We start from the raw sequence: 19,646 nt of genomic DNA, 5'->3' as shown, positions 1-19,646 counted from the left end.
AGACGCCTTCCGTGAGGCTTCCGTGGAAGAGGGCAAGCTGCTTACCAACCTGTAGGTGGTCGTGGACGCTATTCAAAATTGGTTCGGACCACGTTCGAGTTCCGCCAGGAGTAACCCGCTCCATTCAATACAACCCGACGCCAATGACTACGGTGATTCCGACCAGTACAAACACCGCGATCAGGGCGAGCTCAAATGGGCTCCCACCATTCCCAGTATTGTCCGGCATTTTGCTTGCTCCCAACCCCAGGAAACATGGCGCGAGGTTAGCATAGGAAAAACGTCATTTAAAGATTTCCTTGGTGAATGGACACTCTTGACTATGTGCACTGCAGCTAATGTATTAACTGCATGTCGCTCCATTGGTTCTCCCCAGCGGTTCCCGTAAGGACCACCGAGCCCGGCGTCCGGTTCAATGTCAACAACGTTGAGGCTGCAGCCGCAGAACTTCTGAAGTGGTCCAAGCGTGGCCCACACTGGGACCGTGCGATGAGAGTTTGCATGGCCGCTCTGGCTGACTTGGCGACACCTCAGGAGGCCAGAAGATGCTTCAGGCTGGCTGCCAAGGCGGAGGGGGTGATGCTCTCCGAATAACAAAGTTATTGACCCATGACGGCTGTCTCGACGGTGGGTCGCCGCACGTCGGTCCGCCATGGGCTTGCTCGACGCTCAGGTCAGAAGGACAGACGAGCGATGATCTTCGCTGGCCTCAATGCTCGGATCGAAGGTATGACGGCTTCTGGGTACTTGGAAGGTCCTCAGATTCTGAGCTTTGGATGTGGAGCCCGGTATCGCTGCCTCTCTGCGGAAGCAATGTCTTTTGCACTCAACCGCTATCGGACTGCGTCCAGAGGAATATGGCACTCACTCGCTCCGGCGCACGAAGGCATCAATGATCTACAAGGCGACGGGTAATATCCGCGCCATCCAGATCCTGCTGGGTCACTCCAAGATCGAGAACACTGTCCGATATCTCGGCATCGACGTTGAGGACGCGCTGCTCCTGGCAGAGCGGACCGAAATCTGACCTTGGGCGGTCATTCGACCTGCGCGGATGGCCGCTTCGACGCGCGAGATGCGTTGATTTCCTGTCCGGCGTGGGTGGTTTCGATAACGTAGCGAGGACCGTCCGCTTTCCGGAACGAGTCCGATGCTCGGCAACGTCGTGGACGGGGTGGGTAGCGGTCAGTCCGGTATCGAGGTGCTAACGACCGCCTCGCGCCAGTTGCGGACGTTAGCCGCCCCCATCCGCCCGTGTTCCGCATCATCCCGCGCTCTCGATCGGCCCTACGGCGAAACCTTCGCCGCCGGTGGTTCCACGGTTTTATCGCGCCTCTTGTCTGCCCATGGCAAATTGCCGGCAAGTCGCGTAGCTATACCCTGCTACCGACGTTGCTTTGGTCGGCAAATGCAATTGTTTCGCGTTGGGGGGAATATGCGGATCTGTGGTGTTCAGATTTCTGGAAGTACGGCCAATCTTGCGGTTGTGTCGTCGGATGACGCGGGCGGAGTTACATATCATCCGTGTCATACCAGGAAGATCACGCTGGAGGACGAGAAGTCTGGCGACTCCTTGAGGGTCTTTCTCAAAGCGATAGGGGCGTTCGCTCACGAGAACCAGGTCGAAGGCTTTTGTATAAAGCAGCGTGCATCGGGCGGTCACCTCGGCGCCGGGGGGCCTTCCTTCAAGGTTGAGGCACTGGTGCAGCTGGTGCCTGATATTCCTACCTATTTTGCAAATCCGGTCGCACTCTCGAAATTCGCAAAGACTAACGTCGCGGGACTACCAAATGGTCTGCAGAATTATCTGGTAGACGCTTATCGCTCCGGCGCTTTCCAGCTGAAGAAGCTCGGAGCGATTTAGTGCCGTACGAGATCGCGGCCTTGCCGGCCAACTTGCAGCCGACGGCGGCTCGGTTGGGCGAGAGCATCGCCTTCAGCGACAGCATCGAGAAGGGAGCAAACGGTCAGGTCCTGATCGGCCACCACAGGCTTCTCGACCGGATGGTCGTCGTCAAATTCTATTATTGGGGTGATGGCGTCCATATCGAGCCAGCAATGCTGGCTCGGCTGGAGTCAGCCCACGTCCTTAAGGTCGATCACGCCGAGGCGATAGACGAGGACGATGCATTTTTCATAACGCGTTACTGTTCTGCGGGCGACCTGGATGACGAATTAGCTACGCGAGCTTTTGGGCCCGTCGAGGCAATCGACGCACTTCTTCAGTTCGGCGCGGGGGTGAGCTATTTGCACGGTGAGGGTTACGTTCACTGCGATCTCAAGCCGTCCAATTTGTTCGTGACCGACAACGGCAGCAGGGTGATCGGCGACTTTGGATCGGTGGTACAGATCGGCGAAGCGGATTTCGCCAACAGCCTCTCCAAGCACTAGGAGATATCTACCAACTCGGGATGGTCCTCTATCAGCTGCTGGGAGGTGCGCTCCCCTATGAGGTTGAGAACTGGCTGACGCCACAGCAGATCGCTGATGGAGCGACCTTGGACGAGTTCGACAGGCAAGCCTTCTATAACTCAGTGATTGAGGCCCGCATCCGCAGAGGTAAGGTCCTGAAACTCGATGGTCTACAAGACTATGTCCCCGACACGTTGAAGCGGGTCATCCGAAAGGCATGCCATCTAGACAAGGACAGTCGCTATCCGACGGCAGCTGACTTCCTTGCGACCCTCAACAACATCAGGCGGCGTGTTTTCGACTGGCGGGTTGACGACGGCATTCTGACACTGCGCGACCGCAATCGCACATATCGTATTGTACCCGTTGGTGCCCAGTTTCATGTTGAGAAGCAGGTCGCGGCAGGGTGGCGCCGTCAGCACGAGCTGACTTCGGACACAAGGTCGGATGCGATTGCCGGTGTCGAGAGGACTATTCGTTAGAGGGCACAAAGGGTTTGAGCAGGGGCTGCAGCTTGGTTGCGGTTCTGTATTCTCATCCGCCTTTTGGGAACGGTGAGTCATAAGAGCCTCATAGTTTGGAGCTGAGAACGCCGTTGGCGGGTGAGTACGGGAACGCGTTCCATTACCGGCGACGGCTTTGCGCCAGATGTCGGCCACACCGATGTTCGGCTTCGGCCGTAATATGATTGGCGATTTCGTTGCGGACAATGTCGGAAAGGACGAAATGGATATCAGTGTCGCGAAACTGATCGAGTTTGCGGAGCACGGGAAATCCGAGGCTGCAGCCGTACCGGTCGAGCACATTGGTATCAAGCGTAATGGCCGAATGATGGCAATACCATCCTTGATTTGTTGCTCAGTAAGTTCTGGCATCTCGCGCGCGGCCGCCTACAGCGTCACAACAGTATTCTGAGGTAGCGCGGGTTGCCCGAGAATGACAAGCGGTAGTCTGAGACGGGCCGCCGCAATTTCAGCGTCTCGTCGATCTGCGCCTCGAGCGTTCAACCGCCTCAAGATGGAGGCGAGGCGGGATAGTGACTGCGCCCGAGCCCAGTCTCTACTGAAAGCACGTCCCGACGATCGACATTGGCGCGGATCCGGTCAAGCCGGTGATGCGACGCCTGGTCGATATCACAGCTTGGGCGGCCGAAGCTGCTGAAGATCTAAAGCTCGTCGGCTTAGCATAGCGCGCAAAGCCCACTTTGCTTTTGCCTGGCGACTCATGTTCTAATAATCCGTTTAGGAGAGGGCCAGCCTTGTCTATCAGTTCGGAAACATTGACAGGGTACCAGCGCGCAGAGTTCAAAAAAGCAGCGAAACGAAGGGTTTTTCTGTTTGTTCTTCAGCTCTTGATAGCGGTGCCCGCCGCTGCTTCTGTGGTGGTTACGGACGATTTTTGGGTCTATGTGCTGGCTATTGCCGGGTTCTTGCTCCTAATTCTTTGGTGGATCGCATTCGCAATTTATCAGCGGGCCAGATCTGCTGCACAGGCAGCGCGACGAGCCGCACTTCTCATAGGAGGCCTTGGGGGAACGTTGTCGCCTGACGCCACATTGGCGTTTAGGCGCGCAATGACCGTTACAGAGGGCACTGCAGCAAACCATGAAAAATCGGATTACTACGCAACCTCTTTTCCCGTCGGGCCGTCTCGCCTCGGCGAGATGATTGAAGAGTCAGCATTCTACAGCGCCAATCTGCAAAGGATTAGCTCATTTGTAATGCTCGCCGTTCTGCTTTTCTTTGCGATTGCATTTGCCATCGTCGCATTTGCGGCTTTGCCCTTCATCGGTCATGCAACGACGATGACGATATTGCGAATATTCCTTGCTGTGCTGGTGTTTGCCCTATCGTCTGACGTTCTAGGCGCTTGTTTGAGCCATAGAGCTGCAGCCAGGGACATTGAGGCAGTTCGCAATGGTCTGCAACTGGCAAGGCGCGATGGATTTCGCCTCACTGACGTGTTGCTTCTGCTGGGAGAATACAACGTTGCCGTCGAGACAGCGCCTGAGAGCGTGCCATATGCGTACGAAGTTGCCGAGAAAGGCTTGAATAAGCTCTGGGCAGAGTACCTAAAAAACATCCAGCAACTAAGCCCAAAGGTTCCCGAGTAACCATCAATGAAGCACGTCGACCTTTTTAAGGATTTCCTCAAAGATGAGGTAAATCTCAATTCGACGCGAGTCGACAGCCTTGAGACCAGCGTCGAAGCTATCAAGAGCTTTGTCAGGGCCAGCGACTGGGAGCCGAAAATCATCCGATGGGCCGGTCAGGGATCTTGGGCTCACAAAACGATCATCAAGCCGGTCGACTACGGCGAATTTGACGCGGATTTGCTGGTCTTAGTGGCGCCGGTGGAAGGCTGGGAGCCTAAGGATTATATCAACGAACTGTATCGCGTTTTTAGGGAAAACGCAGTCTATACCGACAAGGTGAGGCGATGGTCGCACTGCGTCACGATCACCTATGCCAACGACAAGAAGATCGATGTCGCGGTTTGCGTGGTTGGCCGATTGTTCAGTGGCAGCATTGAAGTTTGCAACAGGGACGCAAACGCCTTCGAACGTTCCGAGCCGGAGCTATACACTGCCTGGCTGATTGAACGGAACGCTTGGTCCGGCGGCAATAGCTTTCGAAAAGTCACAAGACTGGTCAAGTATCTACGTGACATCAAGACAACGTTCACTTGCCCGTCGATCTTGCTCACCACTTTGCTGGGGGATCGAATTTCTATCGCAGACCAATTCACGGCAGGCGTTGGCGACGTTCCTACGGCACTCAAGACCCTGTTTGGTAGGTTTGACGATTGGTTACAAGCACGGGAAGCCAAGCCGTTCGTGAATAATCCCTGCTTGTTTGGTGAGGACTTCGCTGAGGATCTTTCAGATGAACAGTATCGCAATCTTCGCAATGTTGTTCATCGCTATCGCGGCTGGATCGACGACGCATACGAGGAAGAGGATCGTGACGAGAGTATAGGCAAATGGCGCCGGGTCTTCGGCGAGGAGTTTGCGAAGGATATTGTTCTTGAGGAGGCCGTGGAGGTGGCGAAATCTGCGGTGGCCACCGCACGCCAAGTGTTTGGATTGCTCTCAGATACAACCGGCGACATGATAGCGCTTCTGCAGCGATATGGTCCAATAGTCGTCCCCAAAAGCATCCGGCGCTTACCTCATATGGTCAGACCGATTTGGCAAGTCGCTGACAGTCCGTCGATGTCCGTGACAATCAAGGCCGAGCTATATGGGTCTCAGGGTTTCAATCGACTAAAGAGCGTCGAGAATCTGGATCTCCTCCCGGAGAACCATTGGATCAAGTTCCGTGCAACAACCTCCAATGGGCTGCCGTTGATTGGGGAAGAATACGATGTTCAGTGGCGGATCACCAATACAGACCGGGTCGCCAAAGCCCGCAATCAACTGCGCGGGGACTTCTACAGCTCGAGCACGCGCGGTGAACGGTGGGAGAAGCTTGAGTATCGGGGGGTCCATGTGGCTGAAGCGTTTGTTGTTCGGAAACGCGGCAATGTCTTAATTGGCAAAAGCGAACCTTTTCTTGTGGCGATCGAATAGGCCCGCAACTTTCCCGACAAGAGCCTCCGTAGAACCAGCGGGATAGCTCTACGCGACGCAATCGAAAAGGAGACGACGTAATGCAGCACATTGGAGATTTAGTGGTTGACTCTGAATTCCGGCAGGAGGGTCAAGTCACCGGCACCACATACGTCAAAAGGGGCGGCGAATTAACATGTTGGGGCCAATTATCTGGCGGGTTGATAGTTGAACAAGGAGGCATCGCCATTGTCCATGGCCAAGTCTCAAGAAATGTAGTGAATCACGGGGAACTTCACCTACATGGCCAAGTGAGCGGGAGAGTGCTTGGAAACCAACCGGTAAATGAACTTGGACCGGACCAGATTGTGGGCATCGATTTGGAGGTGCCGTTTAGGGGGACCACGACCTCTTGGATCGCGTAGAGCTTCGAGGCCATTGCTAGGTCGCAAGTACGGCTGATCAAGAGTGCTGGTATCCTAAATCATGTCACAGGTTGACGATTTTCACCTCCTATGTACCCTGGTGGGGTTCGGCTCCAATTGGTTCAATCTGCTGGGCCTTCTCCTCGATATCGCCGGTTTCTTCACCCTTTGGCTTTCAGCCGAAAAGAAGCTCGAGTTAACGGAGCGCGCTGAAAAACACAGACAGGAAGCGGAGAAGGCGTCTAGCGAGGCAGAGGCCATAGACCGAAAGAGGGCCGAGGCCTTGGTTAAGATGGACCTTGAGGTTCATTCCTCACTCGCACATCTGCGAATAAGCAACCCGGCGCAGGTCCAACGGACGTTATCCCAAGAGAAATTGCGCCTCAGTCGGGATGCCGAACGATACCACAGTCGCCTCCGGTCAGACGCTCTAAGAAGCCTCAAGGCAGGCGAGGAGGTATCTATCCTCGGACTTTCTGTTGAGCGAAAGTCGCTCAACGTATCGGCATTCCTTATATTGGCCGGCTTTGTGTTCCAGGTCGCCGGCAGCTTTCCGGGGTGCGCTTAAGTCTACAAAACGAACCAGAGCAGCGCACGCCTCATAGAGTCGCCGGATTGTCCAGGATAGGAGTGGTGCCCTTCACTTTGCTATGATAGCTCCGTACGAAGAAAGCTACAGCTTCGATGCGGCGACTATCACAAGTCGCTTAACCCTTTCGTCGAGCGAATATAGCCTCATAGCAGCGAATTTTTACTGCGCTGGGCGGCCCCCGGGCGTATTGATCTAGTCGTCCGTGAACAATGAAGTGGGTCAGGCTGCGCTGAATCTGGGGCGGCTTTGGAGTGCTGTGATGAGAAGCCGCAAAAGCAGCCTGAACCATTTGATCAGGAGCGAGAAGTTGTAGCCGGCGGCGGCGAGGATGGCGTTGATGGCGTCGCCCTGTTCGCCGGCGAGGTAGTTGCGGCCCATGCGGTGCTCGGCCTTGATGTGGCCGATGACGGGTTCGACTGCCGATCGCCTGCGCATCTGACGCTTGATGGCAGGTGTGACGCGGCGCTTCTGGCCGGCGGTGAAGACCCTGAGCTTGTGGCTTTCAGGTGCGTTGTGGCCGCGATATCCGGCGTCGGCGAGGATGCGGCCGATTTCGTTGCCGATGGTCTTTTCCATGTCGGGGATAACGGTCGCGAGCGTATGGCCGTCATAGGGATTGCCGGGCAGTGCCTTAGCGTGCAGGGCGAACTGGCCGCCCTTCGAGCGTTCGAGCGTCGTGGCGATCGAGACCTTGACGCCGAACTCGTAAGGGGCATGCGCCTTGCCCTTGCCGATGCACTCGACCTCATGGGCGTGCAGGCTGTAGATTTTGCGGCCGCGCTGGCGCTGACGTTGCTCCAGAACCGCCGAGGCCTGGTAGAGCGGCCACTTGAAGCTCGCCTCGAGGTCCGTTTGGCCGGTGATCCGGCGGGAGATGTCGCGAATGGTGCGGCCGAGATAGGTCTTGAGCTTGCGCAGCGCCTTGTTGGCCCGTTTGAACTGCTTGGCGTGCGCGTAGCGCTGGTGCTTGATCAGCGCCAGCTTGCCGACCCGCACGTAGCTCTGGCGCAAATCGAGCCCCGCCTTCTTGGCCAGCCGCACCAGCCGCTCGCGCGCCCGATTGACGAGCTTGGCGTCGGTGGGGAACATCACGTTCTTCGGCTGCACGGTCGTGTCGACGATCACCCGGCGCGTATCGGCCGGCTTCATCGCTCCGCTCTTGACCGCCACCGCCAGGCTTTCTTGCAGGAGCGCCGTGATCGGCTCCTCGCCCATGCGCTGGCGCCAGCGCGTCATCGATGAGCGCTCGAAGGAGAGCTCGTGGCGGAAGAACTCTTCACCGCACAGATACTGGAAGTAGGGGTTCTCCACCCAGCGGGCGCACAGCTCCTCGTCCGACAAGTCGAAAGTGTGCTTCAGGATCGCAAGGCCCGCCATCAGTCGCGTCGGCAAGGGCGGCATGCCAGGACCGTCCGAATAGACCGCGCCGAAACGCTCCTCCAGCACCGGCCAGTCGATCGCCTGCGCCAGCCGCACCAACTCGTGCTTCATGTTGATGATCTGATCGAGCCTGGAGCGGAACAGGTCCTGCTCTCCCGTCTCGCGCTTCTCGCGTGGCCTGGACATTCGCCGTCCCCTCGATTCGCCCGCCAAAACGAGTGAATCACGCATCGGCGCACAAGGGGATCGTCAAATCGAATTGCAAGAAAACGGCCACCAGACACCGCAAATGTTGCAACGCTATTCCCGCATTCCTCACCGATTAGGAAACCAGATCAAAGCCTTGCGGATAGTTCACCGGCGACGATCTAGGCTCCAAGATAAAGTGGTGTACGTGCCAGCCACGTGGGCGGAGAAATCCGGACCTTGACAGGCAGAATCAACGATTGGCGTCGTGGGTCTTGCCGAGGCGCTAGAAGCCTTGGCGGGCTTCGATGCGCGTGCAACGCCTTAGCGATATCACTCTGCTGGATGCAGCGGTTTGCCAGAATGGCAGCTTCACTTATTCTCGCGCCAACACCCGAAAGGCAGCAGACGGCGCTAAATCTGCCTGTATGAAAGGTGCCTGATGTCAGCCGTTGAGCAGACATTGCCGGCGACCGCGCTGGAAACCGCGCTTACGCCAATTGCAGCCTCTATCCGCGCGACCCTCTTGCTTTTGCTAGAGCCGGCTTTTGGCCAATGACAAAATTGAAGGAAGGCACTTTTCCTGCCAAGCATCAGCGCTGCCTAAAGGTTCTGAACGATCCGAAGCGAAATTCCATCGCTGCGAAAATCAACTTGCGGAACTCAACAAGCGTTTTCTTGCCGGTCACTGCCTCGTTCCCCAGGATCGCGGATGAGGGGCCAGTCACGTGGCACCTCCGGTCAGCAATCCGTTCAGCGCCGCCAGAGCGGCCGCATCGGACGTCGCGCCATCGGCAAACCCGCCGATCGATTCAACGGTCAGTGGCCGAGACGCCGTCAGACAGGCCGCGAGATTGGCCGACACGCCTTGCTCCAGCACCACATGCCTCGCCTGGCCCGGCGGCAGCGCGTTGAACCAGCGGTAACCGGCGACACGGCGCGCCGCCGGACAGACCTCGCCCCACAGCCTGACGCGCGAAATGCCGCCGTCGGGATAGGCGTCGAGCCTGACATGCGAGACGATCGTGTTGTTGGTGGGCAACCCGAAGACATGGCGCGTATCAGGCTGAAGCGGCCGCCGCGACAGCAGCGGTGTCCAGTGGTCGGCACTTGGCATCGCCTCGCCAATGGCGCCGGACAGCCCGGCTTCGGCCGAGGCGTTGTACTTGAAATGCGCGGTATCGATCTCGACCAGCCTTATCTTGCCGGGCAGAGCGAGGCGGATGACAGCGTGGTCGTTGCCGTCGTCACGGCGGCGACGGGTCTCCCAGCCATCGCCCATGTTGCGCGCCTTGTCCGGTCGGTTGAGCATCGCGGCGGACGTATAGAAGCCGTCGCTGCTCGTCACCACCTGGCCGCCATGATCCTGGCTGGCGAGGTCGATGGTCAGGCGATCGAACAGGCGCGGGTCCGGCACGACATGTCCATGGACGCGCAGCCTGGCAATGCCGCCGTCCGGGAAGGCGGACAAACGGACATGGGTGAAGCGGCGGCGGTCGGACACCTCGAAGCGGTTGTGTGTATCGCCCTTGAGCGGCGCGCGCGGCACAATCTCGATCCATTCGGTGTCGAGGGCCTGCAACGCCTTCGGGCCTGGATAGCCTTCGACACCGCAGGCCTCGATCCGGCACGTGGTCGGGAAGTTGCCGGTGAAGAAGGAGGTGTCGACATCGATGGCGCTGATGGTGCCTGCCGCGCCCAGCCGGATCAACGCCCAGTCATGGCCAGGCCCTCGCCGTCGCTTGGTCTCCCAGCCATCGACAATCTCGCCGCGCGGACCGTAATTGCCGGGCACGAAGGCCGACGGCGTTGGCGTCAACAGGCTTTCCTTCTCACCGAAGGATTCATCGCTGGCGGCAAGCACGCTGCCGCCCAGCCATCGCGATGCGAGATCGACCTCTGCCGCGAAATCTTCCCGCAGCTCTGGCATCGCATAGGCGTCTTGAGCCTCGCCCGGGGTCTTGTCGATCACGTTCATCGCCGGCCTCCCGCGCGCAGCGCCAGACCGACCGGCCGCGCCTTGAGCCGCAGCGCCTCGGACAGCGGCCAGCCGGAAATCTGCTTGGGGTCCGGCCGGGCGTAGGTTGAGACCTTGCTGGTCTTCAGCCCGAGGCCAACGACTGCCTCGGCTAGCCGAACGGCGGCGGCGACACCGTCAATGACAGGCACGCCAAGTTCGGTGGTGATCATCTCCTCCAGGCCGGCCATGCCGGCGCAGCCGAGGCAGATCACTTCGGCATGGTCCACTTCCACGGCCTTACGCGCCTCGTCGACGATCGCGCGCATGGCGGCCGCCGGATTCTGGTCGACTTCAAGCGTGCTCATGCCATTGGCCCGCACCGAGGCGCAGCGGTCGGCAAGGCCGGAGAGCCGTAGCCTGTCCTCGATCGGCGGCACCGAGCGCTGCAAGGTGGTGACGACCGAATAGCTGCGGCCGATCATCATCGCTATATGGGCGGACGCTTCGCAGATCTCGAACACCGGCTCGTCGATAAGCTCCTGCAGCCCATCGCGGCCATGCTCGCCGAAGCCGGCCATGACCACCGCGTCAAACGGCTCATCATAGGCAAGCACACGGTCCATGACGGCGACCGCCGAAATATAGCTCTCGAAATTGCAGTCCACGGCCTCGGGGCCGAAGAACGGTGTCAGCGTGATGATATCGGTGCCGGCGGAGGCGGCGGCCTTGGCGGCGACGTCGATGACATCGGACATGGACTGGCTGGTGTTGACGTTGACGACGAGGATCTTCATTTCAGGCGCTCCTTCTCAATTCTTGGGGCTGGGCAGCTGATGCGTCCTTTGCGATCAGCGCGCCGCGCGGCCGGCCAAACAGATCGATGCGGTGGCCGCGCAGGAAAGTCTCCTGCACGACGCCTCTCAGCGGCCTGCCGGCATAGGGCGTGATAGGATGGCGATGATGCAGGCTCGCCGCATCCACGACGAACTCGGCATCGGGTGAGAACACGGCGAAATCGGCGTCGCAGCCGGGCGCGATGCGGCCCTTGTGCGAAAGCCCGGCAAGGGCAGCGGGGCGCTCGGCCATCCAGCGCACAACCTCGACCAGCGAAAGGCCGCGCTGGTGCGCCTCGCTCCAGACCAGCGACAGGCCGAGCTGCAGCGAGGAGATGCCGCCCCAGGCGGTGCCAAAATCACCTGACACCGGCTCCTTCATCGCGGGCGTGCAAGGAGAATGATCCGAGACGATCATGCTGAGCGTGCCCTCGGCAACTCCGGCCCAGAGCTTCTCGCGGTTAGCCGCTTCGCGGACCGGCGGGCCAACCTTGGCGGCGGTCTCGCCGTCGCCGATCGCCTCGGCCGAAAGCGTGAGGTAGTGCGGGCAGGTCTCGACGCTGAGCTTAACGCCGTCTGCGATGGCCGAGGCAAGCATAGGCAGCGCGTCGGCGCTGGACAGGTGCAAAATGTGCGCGCGGGCGCCGCTGGCGCGCGCTGCCTCGATGACCTCGGCGATCGCCAGGTTCTCGATGCCCTTTGGGCGCGAGGCGAGATAGTCGACATAGCGGCGCGTATGAAGATCGGGCATGGAGGCCATCGCCTCTGCGCTCTCGGCGTGGACGATAAAGAGCGAGCCGAGCCCGGCCACCACATCCATCACCTTTCGCATATGTTGAGGCGTGATGCCGGGAAAATCCCCGGTGCCGGTGTCGCAGAGGAAGGACTTGAAGCCGAACACACCCTCGGCATGCAGCTTCGGCAGATCGGCAAGATTCGACGGGATGGCGCCGCCCCAGAACCCGACGTCGACATGGCACTGGCCTTCGGCGGCGGCGCGCTTGGCGGCGAGTGCGTCGAGTGTCACCGTCGTCGGAACGCTGTCCAGCGGCATGTCGATCAGGGTGGTGATGCCGCCGGCTGCTGCCGCGCGGGTCGCTGTCAAAAAGCCTTCCCATTTGGTGTTGCCAGGCTCGCAGATATGGACGTGGCTGTCGACGAGCCCAGGCAAGAGCACGGTGTCGAGATCGAGCCTGGCCGTTTCCTTGGCGTTGGCGGGGGCGTCGAGCGCTCCGATGCTGACGATCCTCCCGCCGGCAACGCCGACCGAGACGGCGCGCTCGCCATCAGGGAGGACGGCACGCGGTGCCCGGATGATGAGATCGAGGGATGTCATGGCAATTCCTCCCCGCGCGGCCTACCGCGACGAACTTTGGAATGTGGGGCTTTAGGACCGTTGTCCAGAGGCCAGTCGCGGCCTCCGGATAGTCACGCCTACTCAGATGCTGGCGAAGCCGAGCAGCGCCTTCACGTTCGCGCGCTTGTGGACGAGTGTCACGCCGATCAGATAGACGACCGCGCCGGTCAGCCAGGACTGCAGCGCCGGGAAGCCGACATAGTCGCTGTTGAGCATCGGGATCAGGCCCGCTGTGTAGACGCCGACCAGCGTTCCGGCAGCGAGCGCGATGACGCCCGGCCAGTTGGCGATGCCAAGCTCGCTCCAGTTGGCGACGCGGAACATCGGCCGCTTGATGCCGAACAGCCATGGCAGCAGGAACAGGTCGATGGCCATGATCGTGCTGGCCACAGGCACGGTCGTCGAGCCGATGCTGGTTGTCAGGTTGAACGTGTCCTGCAGGTTAGGCAGGTAGAAGGTCAGCACCGAGGCGATCAGGCCAAGGCCAACGACCGTGTACTGGCGCTTCCAGCCGCGGATACCAGAAAGGACGTTCTGCGCGCCATTGACAGCGATATAGAGGTTGCCATCCTGCACCGCCCATTGGTTGATGACGATGACGATGATGCCGAGCAGCGCGCTGCCGAACATGGTGAAGTTGACGAAATAGCTGATGCTCGGGCCGAAATCCGGCTGGTTGGACAAGGCGGCGATCATATACCCCATGACTGGGAACAAGAGCGCACCGACCAGGTACGAAATGACAATGGTCGGGATATTCCACCACGCGGCGCGGCCTGCCTTCGCATAGCGGAAGAAGTCCGGCTCGTTGCCCCAGGTCGATAAACCGACCATGCTGCCAATGACCATGATCATCCCGGTTTTCGAATCGACATGCGGCACCGCCGCCAGCACGCTGCTGGATACGGTGGTGAAGGCCAGGATGGTGGCGAAGATTCCCCACACCAGGATCACCGGCACGGCAACGAACTGGGCGAAGCGTTGCACGCCCTCGAAACCGAAATAGGTGTTGATGATCATGACGATGGCCAGGAGCGCGGTGATGGCGCCGACCGCCGGCACCGTCATCAGCCCGCCGGCGATGTCGATGATGAACTTCACTGTGAACAGGTAAAAGGCCATGCCGTTGACAATCAAGAGCAGCGAGACCAGGCCGCTACCGATGGTGCCGAAGATGCTGCGCGCCATGACCGAATGGGTCTGGCCGGTGACGGCGCCGGCATTGGCGGAGCCGATGCAGTAGAGGCTCATCACGGCGGCCGCTATCAGCATCGCCACCGTCAGTTCGGAAAGGGTAAGACCTTGGAACCGGGCGCCGTAGCCGACGAGCACGGTGCCGAACACCGCCTGCATCGACAGGAACTGAGCCAACATGCGGAAGTTCGAGCGCCGCTTTTCCTGCGGCACGACAGATTCGGTATAGTCGGCAATGTCCGCCTCCGTGACGGACAGGATGGTCTCGACGCCGTCAGCAACTGCTGGCTCAGCGTCGTTCGGCAACGATTGCCGTGGCGATGTCGGAGTTTGCAAGGTCATCTAAATATCCCCTTTGCGAGGTTGTTCCCCTGGTCGACACGCTGCTCGCGCCTTGCCTTAACGGCAGCATCAACGAGACCGATGCAATGTCGCCATGCTTGACCTTGGAACGCCCGTTCTTCGGCAACAACGCCCAAAGAACGAACGTGATGCATTAATCAAATCAATGCATCTTCACGCCAGCCGTGTCTGGTCGACCATCTCGGCGAGAAACAGCTCTCGCGCCGTGTGGGATGGGCTTTGCGGATCGGTGACCACGAACATGTTGTTGCGCGGCACGTCGGCACCCGTAAGCAGCGGCCATAGCCGCCCGGCATCGACATCGGGCTGGGCGTAGCCCTCCGGAAGGAAGCAGAGGCCGATGCCGAGCACCGCGAGCCGCTTGGCCTCCTCCAGATGGTCCGACATGCCGGCGATGTTGCGGCCAAGGCCGTGCTCCAACCGGAACTGGGTGAGTTCGTCACCCTCGTCAGCGCCGGTGAGCACGAAGGTTTCGCTCGCCAGATCGGCCGGATCGGCAACGCGCTTGCCGAAAAGCCGGTGCGGGCGACCGCAATAGGGCCGGTGCACCTCGGTGAACAGATGCAGATAGGCAAGCTCGGCGCGTTTGACCCGCGACGGCGAAATGCCGACATCGATCCTGTGCTGGATCAGTGAATTGACCACCTCGGTCCAAGCTGCAACCTCGACGATGAGTTCGACGGCGGGATATTTGGCATGGAACGCAGCGATCGCGTGGTCGAGCGGCGGGGCAACGAGATTACTGACCAGCATGACCCGCAGGTGACCGCGAATTTCGGCCTTGATGTCGGACAAGCGGGCGGGGATTTCGCGGATCGCGCCGGTAAATTCCCGACAGCTCTCGGACAGAATGCGCCCCTCTTCGGTCAGCTCGAAGCCGCCCGGGCCGCGATGGCATAGCTTCACACCCAGCCGCTCCTCTAGCCGCCGTAGAGCGAGGCTCAACGCCGGCTGCTTGCGGTTGAGCTCCTGCGCCGCTTTGGTGACGCTGTGGGCAATAGCTATCTCATGGAAGAATTTGAGCAGGTTCCAGTCAAGATTTCTGGCGAACTGCAGGTCCCGCACCGTCGCATCCGCTTGCTTGCGCCCCAATGGCTTGCCCCCTGATGTTTAGCTATCGCGCCTTCAGCCAACCTTTTTCACGCCGACGTCCTTTGCAAGCACACCCGAAAGGGCGGACTAGAACCTACGCCAGTTTAAGGGTTGAAATGGCAGGCGGCAACGCATCGAAGTTGCGGCGCGTCACGGGCGATCGGGAGACTCGACGGACTGGTGCGAGGTAGTCGGCCCACGGTCGTCCAACCAGTCCAACTCGGCCAAGGGAGGTTAGTTAGTTCGGAAGAGAGGGCTCACATCACGAATTGGAAATCTTTGTGCCGATTTTGACCCACTGTCTGCAGCGGGTCAGTCCAGACACCGGCCGACCTAAATGTCTGCTTTGGCAGGCCCAGTTCTTGAAAGCTGCCTAGCCGACTTCGGCCCCATCCCAGCCATTGATAATGCTCACCGGAGCCGCGGAACGGAGCTAGCGCTATTGACCTCGAAAACGGACCATGTTCGCCTTTTGTGCTCCGATTGGCGTGCTGAGAGACGGGCGGATTTGGTCATGGCAGGTCCTCGATCGTTGCTGGATGCTTGAAGCACTCCGGGCGTCAACTGCCGGCCCACGGCCTTCCCGCAGAAGAATGGCGCGGGGCGCACACTCTGTCGATGACAGATTCGCCGCCTGAGCAGAACCTCCGAAGAGTTGTCCTCAGCGCGAGGAACGAACCAAACTTCCATGCATTTAGCAGGGGCTGCGTTCGTACACTCTTTCTTCTGGGAGCTGGACCATTGTCATCCGGAGGCTACCTCTTGGCCGACCAGGTAACCAATGAAGTTTCCATCGTTGACCACATGGAGGAGCTACATTTTCTTGGCATACTTGATGGCCGCCAGCCATCCTGCCGATCGCAATCGTTCGGGGTATTCTGCTCCCCGCCATTTTTGCGCCGTCGCAAGCTGTTCCTGCAATGGTGGCACCCGACCGGGCGATTCTGCGCCTTGCAAGCGCTCTCGCTCGCCAAGCGGCCCGGGAAGACCATGCACGTGAACAGGCCGAGAAAACTTACCATGAATCGGACCGCGATCTACGCACGCTTCTCAACCGACCTCCAGAATGAGCGATCGATAGACGATCAGCTAGCTTTATGCCGTGCATACGCAGAGCGTGAGGGGTTGAACGTTGTCGCAACTTTTGACGATAGAGCACGCTCCGGTGGCTCCGTCCTGGGCCGTGACGGTTTACTTCACCTCATGGACAAAGCGCGTGAGCACGAATTCGACGTGCTCGTCGTAGAGGCACTTGATCGGCTCTCGCGCGACATGGAAGACCTTGCGGGTATTCACAAACGGCTTTCATTTCTAGGTATCGAAATTCGTGCCGTCCACGAAGGCGTCGTGAACACGGTCTTGGTCGGCCTACGCGGTCTTGTTGGCCAACTCTACCGGGAGGACATCGCTCACAAAGTCCGTCGGGGCCAGGCCGGTCGAGTCAATAAGGGGCTTCATGCCGGTGGATTAACCTATGGCTACTCCTATGTGCTCGGCGATCCTGGAAAGCGGCTGATCGCCGAGGACGAAGCGGAGATCGTGCGTCGTATCTTCAGAGAGTATGTCGGTGGACAGACCCCGCGTGACATCGCCTACAAACTCAATTGCGACCACATCCCACCGCCTCGTGGCCGCGCTTGGAATGCCTCCACTATCAATGGAAATGTGCAAAGAGGGACGGGGGTGCTTCACAATGAGCTTTATGCTGGCCGCATGATCTGGAACAGGGTCAGAATGATCAAGGATCCTGACACGGGGAAACGTGTCTCGCGCCCAAATCCCAAGGGTGAATGGCGAGTAGTCGCAGTACCCGACCTCGCAATTGTTTCGTCCGACGTATTCGACGCAGCACAAGCACGTAAGAAGGCGCGTGCAACCACTCATCCAAGTCATCAGCGCCGACCACGGCACATGTTGACGGGGCTCCTGAGGTGCGGTGCCTGTGGTGCGGGAATGTCGTCAAAAGGCGTGGACAAGTCCAAGCGCATTCGCATCCGCTGTTCCGCCGCGACAGAAAGCGGAACATGCGCCGATCCCAAGACCTTTTATTTGGATACGGTCGAAACTGCAGTTCTGAACGGGCTTAGGACCGAGTTGCGTCACCCTAAAGTGATTGCCCAGTACGTCCAGACCTACCATGAAGAACGGAAGCGCTTGGCAGCCGATACCGACGCCAGGCGCACGCGTTTGGAGCGACGGCTTGAAGAACTAACTCGGGAGATCGAGCGCCTGGTCAACGCCATTGCCAAGGGCCATGGCGACCCAGCCGTGCTGGGACCGCAATCAACAACGCTGAATGAAGAGCGTAAGTGCATCATGGCCGAGCTTGATCGGGTGCCCGCCGCTACGGGAGTAATCGCGCTGCACCCTGCGGTGCTCGCTCGCTACGAGGAACAACTAAACCAACTTCAGACCGGGCTTGCTAAGGGCATTGCTTCTGGCGATTCCGAATGTGCAGAGGCAATGCGTGACTTGGTCGAAACCGTCACGGTGTTTCGAGATTCAGCGAGGATCGGCGGCGTCGAAGTCGAAATCGCTGGGCGGTTAACGGCACTCTTGGGCGAGGGTGCCTTCCCCCACGGCGTCAAAGGAGCGGGGGGAATGGTGGTAGCGGGAGAGGGCTACCGTCAATACAGCGCTGTTGTAGAAATCGTCTGCTAACGGAACGTTCTCGGCGAGTTTGGCGGCTTACATCCGGTTCGCTTGAACCGCATTGCGGCGCTGTATCGAGGATCTGGGGCCTTACCGGCCAGAATCGCGTATGTGCGCGCACCCTTCAGCATGGTCATGGACAAGCCACGCAGCTACGCCTTCGACTTCGCAGCAAATTCTGCGCAAGCCCTCGACTTCGCGAGGGCCGATCATTTGCCCCTATTGAACGCCAAGATGGCGCTTCAGCGATTCGAACTTCCCGTCCTCAAGGCGGAAGTAGCCGGGGAACACCTGTTCCCTTCGGATTGCCTGCTGGAAGTGAGGCCGATGCCAATCTTCAAAAGCGGCGAACTCACGCTTGTGTTCCCACCGTTAACCGTTCGCTCATGTTGGATGTTGACGCCTTGTCCAAGTAAGTTAATAATCTCCTAATATAAGCGTCGAATAAAATTGTTGCGGATAGGCAACAGCGGGTTGAACGACGCTATTGGGGCTTGGGAACAGGCAGCGCGGCGATTCGCATCGCCGCAGCCATCTCCGCAGGGCCATAACCCGTCCGAACGGCTGCGCCGTGTCGCTTGCCGTCGCAGGACGCTCGGGTTGAGGCCCTTGGATGTGCTGCAGCACTGACGTCTGCCTGATTCTGCAAGTCGGGCGCAACGATTTTCGGCAAGAAGCGGCTGGTCAATACGGTCGACAGACGTGGGGGCGGTCTGTCGTAAACAACAAGGGTGGGGAAAAATGGCTACTCAGATCTCGGGCGCCGGTGGAACCACCGCCTCGTTCTCAAATACACCACAGGCTCAGGATGACGTCTTTACCTTCCCTGAAGATGGAAATGGCGTCCTTGTCCTGAATGTAATGGCGAATGATCTAGGAGGAGCGGCGAAGCAGCTCTACTCGATCGACAACGCAGTTAGTGCGTCGACAACAACAAGAACACCTGCTCCGACGGACCTGCTCATCCGTGATGCAACATATACCAGTGATAGTGCAGCGCTCGCCGTGCCCATGGCGACCGCCGACACAAGCCTCCTGGGCGCCCGTATCTGGATCAGCTCCGATGGTACAATCCATTACAATAGGTCAGATATCGACGCGCAAATTCAGGCGCTTGCGGTGGGGCAGATTCTCACCGACAAGGTGACTTATGCCATTCAGCTCGGTAATGGCACTCTGAGCTGGGCTACCGCGTCCATTCAGTTCACCGGCACCAACGACGCGCCGGTGATTGGCGCAGCCACTCTTGTGGGCGCGGTCACCGAGGATGCCCACACGCCGACCGAGACCGCCGCCGGCACGATCGCCTTTGGCGACGTCGACCTCACCGACGTGCATCTGGTTTCGGCGGTTTTCAAGGGCACCGACTACACCGGCCAGCTCGGCTCGCTCACCGCGGTCAAGACCGCCGACACCACCGGCAGCGGCGCCGGCGGCCTGATCACCTGGACCTTCACCGCCGCCGATTCGGCGCTCAACCAGCTCGCCGCCGGCCAGACCGTGCACGAGACCTATACGGTTACCCTCAACGACCAGCACGGCGGCGTCATCACCCGCGACGTGGTCATCACCATCACCGGCACCAACGACGCGCCGGTGATTGGCGCAGCCACTCTTGTGGGCGCGGTCACCGAGGATGCCCACACGCCG

16 protein-coding genes and 1 pseudogene are annotated in these 19,646 nt (G+C 59.4%); 11 read left to right on the top strand and 6 right to left on the bottom strand.

Features of this window, described 5'->3' with window-relative positions:
* Nucleotides 1-351 precede the first annotated feature (351 nt).
* The 9 genes and pseudogenes from LB543_RS26845 (at nucleotide 352) to LB543_RS26805 (ending at nucleotide 6,955) form a co-directional block, all read left to right on the top strand.
* Complete coding sequence (locus LB543_RS26845; protein WP_224616297.1) at nucleotides 352-594, top strand: DUF982 domain-containing protein; 243 nt, start codon at nucleotides 352-354, stop codon at nucleotides 592-594.
* A 235-nt stretch (nucleotides 595-829) separates the two neighbouring features.
* Nucleotides 830-1,027: pseudogene (locus tag LB543_RS26840) on the top strand (tyrosine-type recombinase/integrase); the annotation flags it as partial.
* A gap of 123 nt (nucleotides 1,028-1,150) precedes the next feature.
* Nucleotides 1,151-1,864 (top strand): DUF3010 family protein, encoded by a 714-nt coding sequence (locus LB543_RS26835; protein WP_224616296.1) that lies wholly within the window; start codon nucleotides 1,151-1,153, stop codon nucleotides 1,862-1,864.
* Nucleotides 1,864-2,391 carry a protein kinase domain-containing protein gene (locus tag LB543_RS26830; RefSeq protein ID WP_224616295.1) on the top strand — a complete coding sequence of 176 codons (528 nt, stop codon included), beginning with the start codon at nucleotides 1,864-1,866 and terminating at the stop codon, nucleotides 2,389-2,391. Before LB543_RS26835 ends, LB543_RS26830 begins: the two co-directional genes overlap by 1 nt.
* A gap of 20 nt (nucleotides 2,392-2,411) precedes the next feature.
* Nucleotides 2,412-2,894 carry a hypothetical protein gene (locus LB543_RS26825; RefSeq protein WP_224616294.1) on the top strand — a complete coding sequence of 161 codons (483 nt, stop codon included), beginning with the start codon at nucleotides 2,412-2,414 and terminating at the stop codon, nucleotides 2,892-2,894.
* Nucleotides 2,895-3,051: 157 nt separating this feature from the next.
* A complete protein-coding gene (locus LB543_RS26820; RefSeq protein WP_224616293.1) occupies nucleotides 3,052-3,327 on the top strand; it encodes a hypothetical protein in 276 nt (91 codons plus the stop codon).
* Nucleotides 3,328-3,670: 343 nt separating this feature from the next.
* Entirely contained in the window at nucleotides 3,671-4,525 is an 855-nt protein-coding gene (locus LB543_RS26815; RefSeq protein WP_224616292.1) for a hypothetical protein, read from the top strand.
* A gap of 6 nt (nucleotides 4,526-4,531) precedes the next feature.
* On the top strand, nucleotides 4,532-5,983 hold the full coding sequence (locus LB543_RS26810) for an SMODS domain-containing nucleotidyltransferase (RefSeq protein ID WP_224616291.1): 1,452 nt from the start codon (nucleotides 4,532-4,534) through the stop codon (nucleotides 5,981-5,983).
* A 465-nt stretch (nucleotides 5,984-6,448) separates the two neighbouring features.
* Entirely contained in the window at nucleotides 6,449-6,955 is a 507-nt protein-coding gene (locus LB543_RS26805; RefSeq protein ID WP_224616290.1) for a hypothetical protein, read from the top strand.
* A 243-nt stretch (nucleotides 6,956-7,198) separates the two neighbouring features.
* On the opposite strand, the gene LB543_RS26800 is transcribed toward LB543_RS26805, so the two are convergent.
* From LB543_RS26800 to LB543_RS26775, 6 genes are all read right to left on the bottom strand, one after another.
* Nucleotides 7,199-8,545 carry an IS5 family transposase gene (locus tag LB543_RS26800; RefSeq protein WP_224616289.1) on the bottom strand — a complete coding sequence of 449 codons (1,347 nt, stop codon included), beginning with the start codon at nucleotides 8,543-8,545 and terminating at the stop codon, nucleotides 7,199-7,201.
* A 724-nt stretch (nucleotides 8,546-9,269) separates the two neighbouring features.
* Nucleotides 9,270-10,523 (bottom strand): allantoicase, encoded by a 1,254-nt coding sequence (alc, locus tag LB543_RS26795; protein ID WP_224616288.1) that lies wholly within the window; start codon nucleotides 10,521-10,523, stop codon nucleotides 9,270-9,272.
* Nucleotides 10,520-11,299, bottom strand: coding sequence for an aspartate/glutamate racemase family protein (locus LB543_RS26790; protein WP_140761733.1), 780 nt, complete (start codon nucleotides 11,297-11,299; stop codon nucleotides 10,520-10,522). Before LB543_RS26790 ends, alc begins: the two co-directional genes overlap by 4 nt.
* A gap of 1 nt (nucleotide 11,300) precedes the next feature.
* Nucleotides 11,301-12,674: an allantoinase AllB gene (gene allB / locus LB543_RS26785; RefSeq protein WP_224616287.1), complete on the bottom strand. Its 1,374-nt coding sequence runs from the start codon at nucleotides 12,672-12,674 to the stop codon at nucleotides 11,301-11,303.
* 102 nt (nucleotides 12,675-12,776) lie between these two features.
* Complete coding sequence (locus tag LB543_RS26780) at nucleotides 12,777-14,231, bottom strand: cytosine permease (RefSeq protein ID WP_224616286.1); 1,455 nt, start codon at nucleotides 14,229-14,231, stop codon at nucleotides 12,777-12,779.
* A 174-nt stretch (nucleotides 14,232-14,405) separates the two neighbouring features.
* On the bottom strand, nucleotides 14,406-15,344 hold the full coding sequence (locus tag LB543_RS26775) for a LysR family transcriptional regulator (protein ID WP_224616285.1): 939 nt from the start codon (nucleotides 15,342-15,344) through the stop codon (nucleotides 14,406-14,408).
* A 762-nt stretch (nucleotides 15,345-16,106) separates the two neighbouring features.
* Here LB543_RS26775 and LB543_RS26770 point away from each other — a divergent pair.
* Together LB543_RS26770 and LB543_RS26765 are read left to right on the top strand one after the other, a co-directional pair.
* Nucleotides 16,107-18,005 carry a recombinase family protein gene (locus tag LB543_RS26770; RefSeq protein WP_224616284.1) on the top strand — a complete coding sequence of 633 codons (1,899 nt, stop codon included), beginning with the start codon at nucleotides 16,107-16,109 and terminating at the stop codon, nucleotides 18,003-18,005.
* Nucleotides 18,006-18,737: 732 nt separating this feature from the next.
* On the top strand, nucleotides 18,738-19,646 hold a 909-nt coding region (locus LB543_RS26765), incomplete at its 3' end, for a VCBS domain-containing protein (RefSeq protein WP_224616283.1).

The organism is Mesorhizobium sp. ESP7-2 (assembly GCF_020164715.1).
Lineage (GTDB): Bacteria > Pseudomonadota > Alphaproteobacteria > Rhizobiales > Rhizobiaceae > Mesorhizobium.
This window is presented reverse-complemented; position numbering and strand designations above follow the sequence as displayed.